Origin of the sequence: Bacillus sp. NTK074B (assembly GCF_017303375.1) — a bacterium.
In the GTDB taxonomy this organism is placed as follows: Bacteria; Bacillota; Bacilli; order Bacillales; family Bacillaceae_B; genus Rossellomorea.
Window position 1 is genome coordinate 523,159 of record NZ_JAFKOH010000001.1, and the last position, 12,021, is coordinate 535,179.

Here is a 12,021-nt window from a genome sequence, read left to right on the forward strand (position 1 = left end):
TTTGGCAGGTTTGACTTATGACCTCGAGCCTCTAGCCGCCGGAGCTGGATGAACCTAAAGCGGAGGCGGCTGGGTCAGAGGCGACAAGCATAAGATGAGCCACCGGAAGGCGTTTTTGCCTTTTTGGTGGCTCGTTTTTTTATTTAGGAAGAAATGTTACTCCAATCATAGAGGTCATACTCATGTTTGGCTAACTTTGTGCTGGGAATCGTGCGGGATATAGATTTTTCATGCGAGATATTAAGTTATCATGCGAGATTTCAAATAATCGTGCTGACCTGTCGTTTTGGTCGGCTCACTGTCAATTCTGATAGTCCACACTTGATATAAACTTTTAGCAATTGTCTGCAGAAATCACTTTTTCCCCAGTATGAATACCATATCCATTCAACCAAACATACATTAATAAAAAAGCCCGGAGGTGTATGGATTGATCATCATAGAGAATGAATCAACACCCAAGGAGATACCAAACCTGACATCTGTTCAGAAACGCATTTTCACTTCCTTAAAAGAAAGCCCAACTGAGTATCGATATCTCAATCTGGGAGAGCTTAAATATGAATTGAAAGTGAGAGAGCGTATTATTGCCAATGCCATAAACATGAATGATGGTGATGCCACTTTTTCTGCTTTCGAACATTCGAAATTCAACCCCATTTACTGGATCAAGACTCCTTATGGCTACAAGCTGAGAGAATCGAAGCTTCCGTCAGATGCCATTGAAGATGTTTTTACAAACAGCTCTGCTTACAGTTTCGAATGTGTCACAAGCATCGTTTTGATTTATTACAAATCGATTCTGGATACGATCAACACTCCCTTTTTCAACAGGCTATATTCATCACTCCTTGTGTGGGGACACAACTATGACGACGATCTGCCGATGGTCACATACGAAGGGCTTGATTATATCCCCGGGGATGTCTATTACTTCTTTAACCCTGATTTTGAAGATCCGATCTGGATGGGTGAAAACTCTGTTTTTATCAAAGACGACCAGTACTTCGGTCACGGTGTCGGTCTCATGACCCACGACGAAATGATTGAGGCACTGAATACGCTTCGGAAAAAGGGGGCAACGAAATCCGCCTACCTCCTTGAACAGGTCACCCGCCTGAAGTTTTCTGATTTGTACCGGTACACATAAAGAGGGACGGACTATGATAAGTCCGTCCCTCTTTGTATAATTCTTTCTGTTTGTCCAACTCTGTTTTTCTATGCTGCTACATCTCTCTTATTAAAGACGATGAAAGCGAGCAGTTGGAAAATAAGGAAATAGATGATGAGCATGGTAATGGAAAAGCCCATGGTCATACTATCCACAAGTGGAGGAGTGAAACCTGTGTATTGAGTCAGGTCTGTGTTGGCGAACAGGCTGTATTTCGCCCAGTCGAATTTCAGGGCGAGCAGGTTTGTGGCATTTCCTCCGACGAATAAAAGGAATAATGAAATCCCGATGGCCAGTGAGCTGCTTCTGAACACAGCCGAAATCATGAAGGCCATTGTAGCCATCATCACCACGTCGATGGTTTTTAATAAATAAGTTTTAATCAAATAACCGACGATACTCTGCTCGACAACCTTTCCATCTACAAACGCCAGGTGTGTGGCTTGATCTGTTCCGCCGAACAATATGATCCCAAGCAGAAGTGAAACAACAAATAATACCAGAAGTAGGCTGATACCGTATAAAATGACGGTAAGGTATTTGGATAGAAGTATTTTGGTCCTGGAAATCGGACGAATGAGCAATAGTTTGATGGTACCCCAGCTGAATTCACTCGCAACGATTCCCGCTGCCACGATGATGGCAAATAATCCAACAACCAGTACGTTGAAAGCATTCGTTTCAACGAATGTCCATGCTGTTTCTTTTACTTTCGGCTCGATATTTTTTTCAATACGGTATTCATTGATGGCAATTCTTCGTTCAGTGTCTTTCTTGATGAATTTATTCAGGTTTGGACTCTCCGCTAACATCTGCTTATCAGACTCCACCTGCGCGGTAAGCTCCTGTTTCCAGTTGTCCATTTCCTTCGCTTTTGTATCACTATACTTGGTGAATGCGCCTGTCACTCCAATAATAAGAATCAACAGTCCAAGCATCACATACGTTCCGACCCGCTTGAAGATTTTGGTCCACTCATTTCTAATAAGACTAAGCATGCACGACCTCTCCTGTAATTTCGAGGAATCTGTCTTCCAATGTCTTGGCTACCGGCATCACGCTGTATATAGGTACATCGGCTCCTACAAGTTCCTTGACCACTTCCGGCACTTGTTCTTTGGTAAGGGCAACCTGCACCTGAGACCCTTGGGCTTCGTACTTGATGCCTGGATCATACGTGTTTAGAACTGTTTTAAATTTATCCACATCATTGATTTCAAAGTGATATACCTGTTCAGATCCTTCTACAAAGTCCCTTACTTGCTGCACATCAACAAGCTTTCCAGATTGAATGATCCCGATCCGGTCACACATCATTTCCATTTCGGATAAAAGATGACTCGATACGATCACTGCCATGCCCTCTTCCTCGGCGAGCTTTCTGATATACGCTCGAATTTCACGGATTCCCGCTGGATCCAGACCGTTTGTCGGTTCATCAAGAATAAGCAGCTTCGGTTTATGAAGGAGACATTGGGCAAGACCGAGACGCTGTCTCATTCCTAGAGAGTACGTTTTCACCTTATCATTGATTCTGTCCGTCAGGCCGACCAGTTCGATGACTTTTTTCATTCGTTCATCGGTAATTCCTTTTTGCATGCGGGCGAAGTGCTTTAAGTTCTGATACCCTGACATGAACTTATAAAGCTCAGGATTTTCGACAATTGCCCCTACGTCCTTGATCGCACCTTCAAAGTCTTTCTTGATGCTCTTCCCGGAAATCAGGACATCTCCTTTTGAACTATTCATCAATCCTACAATCATACGGATGGTCGTCGTTTTCCCCGCTCCATTTGGTCCAAGGAAGCCGAATACCTCCCCTTCATAAACGTCAAATGTTAAATGATCAATGATCGTCTTGCCTTTGATGACTTTGGTTACATCCTTTAATTCCACAACCGTCTTCATCATTTCATCTTCCCTTCTGATTTTGTCATCTTCTTCAACCACCGCAGGACCGATAAGCCTTCTGATTCTCTCAGCTCTTCTACTTGGCAATGGCCTTTTATGTCTCCATCCAAAATGATAATCGCTTCATCCAGGATTGCTTCGATTTCGTCAATTTCATGAGTGGCAATGATGACGGTTTGATTTCCGAAATCAATATAGGATAAGAGACCTTTTACGATCGTATCCCTCACCATTGGATCAAGACCCGAGAACGGTTCATCAAGAAGGAGCACTTCCGTGTTCCGGGACAATGCTAACACGAGCTTCAGTCTGCCCCTCTTCCCTTTGGATAAATGCTTGATCTTCTTCCCACTGTCCAGTTCCATGAATGCAACCAGTTCCTTCGCTCTCCCTGGATCGAAATCAGGAAATTGAGAGGCGTAAAATCGGAGCATCCCCTCAACGGTGAAAGCTTCATAAAACATATCCAATTCTGTCAAATAGGCGACTTCACTGGCAACTTTCCGGGTGACGGGTTTCCCGTTCAAGGTGACTGATCCTGCGTTTGGCAGTACAAGCCCCGCAACCATCTTTAATGTGGTGGATTTCCCGCTTCCGTTCGGACCAAGAAGACCATAGATCTTCCCTTTTTCAAATTGAAAGGAAGTATCATTCAATGCCGTTTCATTTCCGTATTTTTTGGTGACACCTTCAAATTTCACAACCATCTCTATTCCTCCCCTCTTTGACCAAGGTACTTCTCAACACCTTGGATCATCTGCTCTTTTGTCAGACCCAGTTCTTTCATATTTCGAATGAAAGACTCGATCACTTCCCTCTGGACCTTTTCATTCAGTACGGCCAGTACTTCTTCCCTTTCCGTCACAAATGTACCCTGTCCTCTCCTTGTCTCCACAATGTCCATCCTTTCCAACTCACTGTATGTCCTTTGAACCGTATTCGGATTCACTCCGGATTGAACGGCCATTTCCCGGACAGAAGGCAGTTTATCACCCGGAGATAATTCCTTCCTGACGATTTCACGAATGATGCGATCGGCTATTTGAATGTATATCGGCTTGGAGGCTGTATATTCTTCTGTCATAGCTACACCTCAACCTTGCGATCCAGCAATCTGCAGGAAATGATAAATACAATGACCACGATCATTCCTTCAAACAAGAAGGGCAGGATCGGCAATGGAATCATATCCAGATTAAAACCGGCATTCGTCTCATTCGCATTCACCGAAAAAAAGAAGCCCGAACTTACCTTTACGGTGAATTTTTCAAAGAAAAGCTTCTCCACCCAATCGATGCTCATCAGGAAGGCCACGAGACTTTGATACAAAATAATGAACCCTGCAATGAAGAGCCACCGTATATGCTTAATGGAAGGATACTTTGAGAGGGAATGATAGAATGTCCACAGGAATATCCCCCAGCCTGAAAAGTAAAGGCCACCTATTGTCACTCCCAGATTAAACAGGATCCCCTCTTTTATCGGCCAATAGGAAAATAGGGAGTCATCGGGATAAAGGAACATCATCAAAACGCCCAATGCATCCACCAATAATAGTGACAATGTGGAATAAAGAAAAGCGATGATCACCTTCGGAAATAAAAGCATAAACCCGCTGTGGGGACTGTGGAGCCATAGCTGTGTCTTTCCTTCCAAGCGAAGCATGGAATATACCATCCCTGGAAGAAAGGCAAAGTGAAACACTCCCATCATGATTAGAAATAATTGAGTTACACCCGGTTCGTGGATATAGTTTCCAATCACCAAACCAATGATAAAGATCAATAAAATGATGGCAATCCAACCATAAAACCAAATACTCGAGGTTTTAAAGTCTTTCCAGAGAAGACCTTTAAATGCATTCATGGTTACACTCCTCCGTAACGTGATTTAGTGTTCTAGTTAGATAGTACACTATGACGCATCTGGAGGTCAATCCTTTTTTACCCATTAATAGGATTATTTATACTATGTAAAAAAGTTGACCAGGCCAAGTCTGGTTCAGGTACAACTTCACCGCCAGTCATTGGGGGCGTAAATAACAAAAGGACCGAACCCTCACCGGGATTCGGTCCTTACGATTATTTATCTTTAACCCTTTTGATTTCGATGTCTTTCAACAGCTGGTTCATCACATGACTTGCTGCAATCAGACCAGCTACTGAAGGAACGAATGCATTGGAAGAGGGTGGAAGCTGGGCTTTACGGATCTTTGCGTCATCCTTCCCTACTTCCTTCCTTATCTCTTCACGGATGACGATGGGACTCTCATCAGAGAATACAACCGTCACACCTTTTTTGATCCCTTCTTTTTTCAGGCGTGTACGGATCACTTTTGCAATTGGATCTGTATGGGTCTTGCTGATATCAGCAATTTTGAATCGGGTCGGATCGGTTTTATTTGCCGCTCCCATGCTCGCAATTAAAGGAATGTCCCGTTTCAGACACTCCTTCATCAAATGAATTTTATAGGAAATCGTATCAGAAGCATCTATCACATAATCCAACCCTTGATTGAAGAACTCCTCATACGTTTCTTCTGTATAGAACATCTTTAGGGCAATGACTTCACATTCCGGATTGATATCCATTATGCGGTCTCTCATCAGATCGACCTTTGGCTGACCCACTGTCGAGAGAAGTGCATGGACTTGACGATTTACGTTTGTAATATCCACATCATCTTTATCCACTAGTACAAGACGGCCTACACCTGACCGGGCTAAAGCTTCAGCTGCAAAGGAACCTACTCCCCCGATACCAAGTACTGCCACCGTACTATTTTTAAGGGTTTGAAGACCTTCCTTACCGATCGCTAGTTCGTTTCGTGAAAACTGGTGTAGCAAAATAATCAACTCCATTATAAGTATTCAACTAGGTTTATACTGAATTAGAATAAAGGAAAGGGGGCAGAAAATCAATATGAAATGATGTCCTTCTCTTTCATTTACCCCATTTAAAGTAGATTTAGTCCCAACAAAAAAGCCAGGCGCCTATGAGCCTGACTTTTCATTCTATGAGATCTTCATTAACATATCATGATTGGACGAGTCCCAATCGTGCCGTCGCCATCATTTCCTTCGTTTTGAACCCGCTCTCGGCAGGTGGGTGCTTTATCCCACTATTTGTTAGTCCCCGGCACGGGGCATGAACGCCTAGCAGAAACATCAAGCTCCCAAAGTTTGAAGTGTTCGGTCAAAACTGTTAGGTAAAAACGTCGCACACATCAGGACTCGTTTGTGATTGTCTAAATAATATCATATCACCATGAGTATTTCAACGAAGGGCCACCGGTATTTACTTACATTATTCTACATCGAGCGACAAAGATAATTCTTTTAATTGTGCTTCACTTACTCCCCCTGGAGCGTCAGTGAGTACACAGCTTGCGCTCGCCGTTTTCGGGAAGGCAATCGTATCGCGAAGATTCGTGCGTCCGGACAAAAGCATCACCAACCGGTCAAGTCCCAAGGCAATTCCACCGTGTGGAGGCGTTCCGTATTCAAAAGCCTCTAATAAGAAACCGAATTGCTCTTCCGCCTCTTCCTTGGAGAATCCAAGTACTTTGAACATTTTCTCCTGAATGTCACGCTCATAAATCCGGAGTGATCCTCCCCCAAGTTCGTATCCATTCAGTACCAGGTCATATGCTTCTGCACGAACCGCTGCCGGGTCTGTTTCGAAGAGTTGTATGTCTTCCTTCACAGGCATCGTGAACGGATGATGGGCAGCGTAGTAACGGTTCTCACCTTCATCAAACTCAAGAAGCGGCCAGTCTGTCACCCACAGGAAGTTGAATTTCGTTTCATCGATCAGCTTCAATTCTTTTCCTAATTTCAAGCGAAGGGCACCAAGGGCATCGGCCACGACAGATTTCTTATCAGCAACGAATAGTAGTAAGTCTCCTGCTTCTGCATCTGCTGACGTTGAAATTGCCGACGCATCTTCTTCCGTCACAAATTTCGAGATCGGTCCTTTCAAGCCTTCTTCTTCTACTTTCAACCAGGCTAATCCCTTTGCCCCATAACGGGAAACAAATTCTGTCAATCCATCAATATCTTTACGGGAATACTGGGATGCCCCGCCTTTGACATTGATCAGTTTCACCTGACCACCGTTCGCGACTGCCCCTGCGAAAACTTTGAAACCTGATTCCTTCACGATTTCTGATACATTGATCAGTTCCATCCCGAAACGGGTGTCCGGTTTGTCTGATCCATAACGGCTCATGGCATCGTCATACGTCATTCTTGGGATTGGTAATGAAACGTTGACTTCTTTTACATCGCTCATCAGCTTTTTCATCATGTCTTCCACAAGTGAGATGATTTCTTCTTTATCCATAAAGCTCATTTCCATATCGATCTGAGTGAATTCAGGTTGACGATCCGCACGAAGGTCTTCATCACGGAAGCAGCGGGCGATTTGATAATAACGGTCGAAGCCGGACACCATCAAGAGCTGCTTGAAGATTTGCGGTGACTGAGGCAGCGCATAAAATTCACCTTTATGAACGCGGCTCGGAACCAGATAATCACGCGCCCCTTCAGGCGTACTTTTGGTTAAGATCGGTGTTTCCACATCCAAAAACCCGTTATTGTTCAAGAAATTCCGGAAAGAAGTCGTGACATTGTGACGCATCTTGAACGTTTCCATCATCGCCGGACGTCGAAGATCCACATAACGATATTTCAATCGGACGTCTTCTGACACTTCCATTTGATCATCGATCATGAATGGTGGCGTTTTGGCTTCATTGATGATTTCGACCTCATCTGCATGGATTTCCACCTTACCTGTCTTCAGGTTAGGATTCACCGTTCCTTCTCCCCTTGCCACAACCGTACCAGTCACACTGAGGACATATTCATTACGGATTTTTTCCGCAAGAGCGAGTGCCTCCCCTGATAAATCGGGATTGAACACGACCTGGACGATTCCCTCCCTGTCACGAAGGTCGATGAAGATAAGTCCTCCCAAGTCCCTTCTTTTTTGTACCCATCCTTTGATCGTGATTTTTTCACCGATGTACGATTCTGTTATGTCTCCACAATACGCCGTTCTTTTTGTCATCATATTCTCCTCCTTGTCGAATCAACCGTTTCTATTTACCGAGCTTGCTTTTCATTTTGTCAACAAAGTGATCAAGGCTGACTTCTTCCTGCTCACCTGTAGACATATCTTTCACATTGATTTTATTCTCCTGTAGCTCGTTGTCACCGATCACAGCTACATATTTTGCTTCATACCGGTCAGCTGCCTTGAATTGCCCTTTTACCTTGCGATCCAGATAATCTTTCTCTGAAGAAATTCCGGCCGATCTTAAATCGTGAAGGAGCTTTACGGAATGATTCTTAGCTTCATCCCCGAGAGATACGATAAAGCATTCGACCCCATGCTCAATTGGGAGCTCCAGCCCTTCTGCTTCCAATGCGGAAAGGAGCCTTTCGATACTAAAGGCAAATCCGATTCCGGGTGTTTCAGGACCGCCGATCATTTCGACGAGGCCGTTGTAGCGTCCACCTCCGCATAGCGTCGTAATCGCTCCAAACCCTTCTGCATCACTCATGATTTCGAATGCCGTGTGGTTATAGTAGTCCAGTCCCCGAACAAGGGTCGGATCGACGACAAACTGAACGTCCATATCTGAAAGGTGAGTTTGTACTTTTTCAAAATAATGCTTTGATTCGTCATTCAAGTAAGCAAGGATCGATGGTGCCGTAGACATCAGTTCGTGGTCACGGTCCTTCTTACAATCAAGGATTCGCAATGGATTCTTCTCTAATCGATTCTGACAATCCCCGCAGAATTCATCGATTCTCGGTTTGAAATGATTGATCAGTGCCTCTCTGTGTGCATGTCTGCTTCCGGCATCCCCAAGACTGTTGATGACTAGCTTTAACTTCGACAGACCCAATTTCTTATATATCCCCATTGCGAGTGATATCACTTCAGCATCGATTGCGGGATCTTCACTTCCGAGAGCCTCGACACCAAACTGAACAAATTGACGGTACCTGCCGGCTTGTGGCCGCTCATAACGGAACATAGGTCCCGAATAGAAGAGCTTCGTCGGCTGATTCGGGTGCCCGAACATTTTATTCCCTACAAAGGAACGGACGACAGATGCGGTGCCTTCAGGGCGGAGCGCCAGGCTTCTTCCTCCGCGGTCCTCGAACATATACATTTCTTTTTGGACGATGTCCGTTGTATCCCCCACTCCACGTGTAAATAATTCACTTGCCTCGAAAATAGGGGTGCGGATTTCTTTATACTGATAGTTGTAGCAAAGGGTCTTTGCCACTTCCTCTACATACTGCCATTTTTCCACTTCACCGGGCAGAATGTCCTGTGTACCTCTTGGAATCTGAATGGACAAGGTGATTTCCTCCTTCTATCGTGAACGAATATATGTAAATAAAAAAAGCCCTCGTCCCTTGTATCATATACAAGGGACGAGAGCTGTTATTCCCGTGGTGCCACCCTAATTGAAGTCTAATAAGACTTCCACTTAGCCAGTTAACGCCTGGTACGTTCTTCTCCTACTAACCATACGTTTTCAGAGAGAAACCTCCTGAGTGTTCATTCACTAAGTCACATTGTAGAAATGCTCTCAGCCAAGGCATTTCCTCTCTTTACACGTGGGGTGTTAGCTACTATGCTCGATCAACGGTTTTTAATGTTATTTTATTTCTATAATGATACGGTTGCCTTAAGTCCATGTCAAGAGGTTAAAGAAAATTTCATCAGGATCTCTCCATTTTCTTTTTTAACAGCTTGACTTCCCGTAAAGACAATCCGAATTCGGAAGCAAGCTCCACGTTCAGGGCATCTTTCTCTCGTTCTAAAAACTGATGAAAATCAACTCCAAACAACTGGTTGTCACCATTTGCGTTCATGAATCCTTTTTCACTTGACCTCATGTCTAACTCTTCCTTTCAAAAAAACATTCCTACTGTTATCATTTCCAATTACCTATTTTTTTTTCGTTTTAGAGGAATTTAATTTTTTTTATCGTAATAGAACCATAAGGATTTTTGAAAGTAAGAAATAAATTCCATTTTTCTCAAGAGTAATGCAAGTGGCGTTCAACAACTGAGGGGGCAAATCCGATATTACTATAGGGGGTGCTTGAATCATACTGGAGGTGAAGAAGATTAAGAAAGTATGGGCATCAATGTTGATTATACTCTTGATGTTCCCTTTTCAGCCTGGTGGGGACAATGTACATGCCGAAAGCGGTAAGGTCACGATCAGTGTGTCGACCTTGAATGTCCGGACCGGGCCTGGACTGAGCTTCTCTGTTCTGACAAAGGTACATAGAGGAGAAGAGTACAAGATAGTAGACACACAGAAGGATTGGTATAAAGTAAAGACGAATAGCGGGGAAGGCTGGGTGGCCGACTGGCTGGTCTCAGTTGAATCTGCCGTTTCAGAAGGCTTTTCGCCACATGAAGGCCGTGTCAACACCGATGGACTTCGGGTCCGAAGTGGCCCCAGCACTTCAGATGGGGTTGTGACGGTATTACAAAGTGGCGATGCGGTTACCGTAACAGATCACGACGGGGATTGGCTTCTCGTTGAATCAGGAAGCACCGAGGGATGGGTCCATCGTCAGTACGTATCGGATACGACTTCCACCCCGTCCAAAAAAAGCGAAGACAAACAAGGAATCATCACAGATAACGCCTTGAATGTCCGAAATTCCCCTTCTCTTCAAAGTTCCGTACTCGGTGTACTGAACAAGGGTGATATGGTCGAGGTATCCGGCAGTGTTTCCGGCTGGTATGAGATTGTATTCGGTAACGAAAAAGCCTGGATCAGTGAGTCGTATGTAGAATTTTCTGCTGACGGAGGTGAATCAGGTGCCGATGAAGAAGTCACATCAACCCCTGAAGACTTAGTCGGCATCATCACGGTTCATGGTTTGAACGTCCGGGATGAAACTTCCTTGAACGGAAAGGTCGTCGGTAAAGTGGCCAAGGGGGAGAAATACAAATTACTGAAAGAAAAGAACAATTGGTATCAAATCAAGCTCTCCAATGGGGAAAAGGGTTGGATCGCCGGCTGGTATGTTCAAAAAACGGTGACGGCCGCTGCCCACGAGAATAACAGCTCGAATGAAAACATTACAGTTTTATACAATGGAACGAACATCCGGAGCGATGCCAATACCGGGTCAAGCGTCATCAAGCGGGCCTCAACTGGAGAGTCGTTTCCCGTCACAAGTAAGAATGGGGACTGGTATGAAGTAGAGTTAGCAGACGGCAGTACCGGATTTGTAGCCGGCTGGGTCGTATCAATCCGCTCTGCCGCAGGTGAAAATACCACTCCCTCCCGAAATAAAAGTGGCGGTCTTCAAGATAAAGTGATCGTAATTGATCCTGGCCACGGCGGAAGAGACAGTGGAACCACTGGGGCCAGCGGAACACTGGAGAAGCTCTTGACGATGAAAACCGGTGAACTCCTTGCTGAAAGATTGAAAAGCGCTGGAGCAAAAGTCATTATGACAAGAAAAACAGATGAATATTTATCTTTACCTTCAAGGGTATCATTATCTCATTATTATCAGGCAGATGCCTTTATCAGTATTCACTTTGACAGCATATTGGACTCATCCATCGCCGGTCATACCACCTATTACTATCAGGATCAGCAGAAGGAACTGGCAGAGGATATTCACGGAAGCCTTTCAGACCGTTTACCTACCCTCGACCGCGGTGTCCGCATAGGGGACTATCATGTCATCCGTGAAAACAACCGACCAGCTGTCCTGTTGGAATTAGGTTTCCTCAGTAATCCTACTGAAGAAGCCAATGTGAATACTCACTATTTTCAGGATCTGGCAGCTACGGCCATCTACCATGGATTGGGTGATTATTTTTCAGAATAATGATCTTGAAAAGTACCAATAAAAAAAGCTGGTCCCGTATGCGTTC

11 protein-coding genes, 1 other RNA gene and 1 other annotated feature are annotated in these 12,021 nt (G+C 44.5%); of the genes, 2 read left to right on the forward strand and 10 right to left on the reverse strand.

Annotation, left to right across the window (positions count from 1 at the left end; genetic code table 11):
* The first annotated feature begins 430 nt into the window (after positions 1-430).
* Positions 431-1,150 (forward strand): protein-glutamine gamma-glutamyltransferase, encoded by a 720-nt coding sequence (locus tag JI667_RS02825; protein ID WP_206850215.1) that lies wholly within the window; start codon positions 431-433, stop codon positions 1,148-1,150.
* Positions 1,151-1,218: 68 nt separating this feature from the next.
* Here the strand turns inward: JI667_RS02825 and JI667_RS02830 are convergent, their stop codons facing one another.
* The 10 genes from JI667_RS02830 to JI667_RS02875 form a co-directional block, all read right to left on the reverse strand.
* On the reverse strand, positions 1,219-2,169 hold the full coding sequence (locus JI667_RS02830) for an ABC transporter permease (protein ID WP_206850217.1): 951 nt from the start codon (positions 2,167-2,169) through the stop codon (positions 1,219-1,221).
* On the reverse strand, positions 2,162-3,079 hold the full coding sequence (locus JI667_RS02835; RefSeq protein WP_206850530.1) for an ABC transporter ATP-binding protein: 918 nt from the start codon (positions 3,077-3,079) through the stop codon (positions 2,162-2,164). The genes JI667_RS02830 and JI667_RS02835 overlap by 8 nt, the downstream gene beginning before the upstream one ends.
* A complete protein-coding gene (locus JI667_RS02840) occupies positions 3,079-3,789 on the reverse strand; it encodes an ABC transporter ATP-binding protein (RefSeq protein WP_206850218.1) in 711 nt (236 codons plus the stop codon). The genes JI667_RS02835 and JI667_RS02840 overlap by 1 nt, the downstream gene beginning before the upstream one ends.
* 2 nt (positions 3,790-3,791) lie before the next feature.
* Positions 3,792-4,166: a GntR family transcriptional regulator gene (locus tag JI667_RS02845; protein ID WP_206850221.1), complete on the reverse strand. Its 375-nt coding sequence runs from the start codon at positions 4,164-4,166 to the stop codon at positions 3,792-3,794.
* 2 nt (positions 4,167-4,168) lie between these two features.
* Entirely contained in the window at positions 4,169-4,948 is a 780-nt protein-coding gene (locus JI667_RS02850) for a hypothetical protein (RefSeq protein WP_206850223.1), read from the reverse strand.
* A 215-nt stretch (positions 4,949-5,163) separates the two neighbouring features.
* Positions 5,164-5,928, reverse strand: a complete 765-nt coding sequence (locus JI667_RS02855; RefSeq protein WP_206850225.1) for a tRNA threonylcarbamoyladenosine dehydratase — start codon at positions 5,926-5,928, stop codon at positions 5,164-5,166.
* A 200-nt stretch (positions 5,929-6,128) separates the two neighbouring features.
* Positions 6,129-6,318: non-coding RNA, 6S RNA (gene ssrS, locus JI667_RS02860), on the reverse strand.
* Positions 6,319-6,388: 70 nt separating this feature from the next.
* The gene (aspS, locus tag JI667_RS02865; RefSeq protein WP_206850535.1) at positions 6,389-8,155 is read right to left on the reverse strand and encodes an aspartate--tRNA ligase; all 1,767 of its coding nucleotides are present in this window, start codon (positions 8,153-8,155) and stop codon (positions 6,389-6,391) included.
* Positions 8,156-8,186: 31 nt separating this feature from the next.
* Entirely contained in the window at positions 8,187-9,461 is a 1,275-nt protein-coding gene (gene hisS, locus JI667_RS02870) for a histidine--tRNA ligase (RefSeq protein WP_206850226.1), read from the reverse strand.
* Between the two features lie 69 nt (positions 9,462-9,530).
* Positions 9,531-9,761: a binding site (T-box leader), on the reverse strand.
* A gap of 67 nt (positions 9,762-9,828) precedes the next feature.
* Entirely contained in the window at positions 9,829-10,005 is a 177-nt protein-coding gene (locus JI667_RS02875) for an RNA polymerase subunit sigma-70 (RefSeq protein ID WP_098353229.1), read from the reverse strand.
* A 254-nt stretch (positions 10,006-10,259) separates the two neighbouring features.
* On the opposite strand from JI667_RS02875, the gene JI667_RS02880 reads away from it, so the two are divergent.
* The gene (locus JI667_RS02880) at positions 10,260-11,975 is read left to right on the forward strand and encodes an SH3 domain-containing protein (protein WP_206850227.1); all 1,716 of its coding nucleotides are present in this window, start codon (positions 10,260-10,262) and stop codon (positions 11,973-11,975) included.
* Positions 11,976-12,021 lie beyond the last annotated feature (46 nt).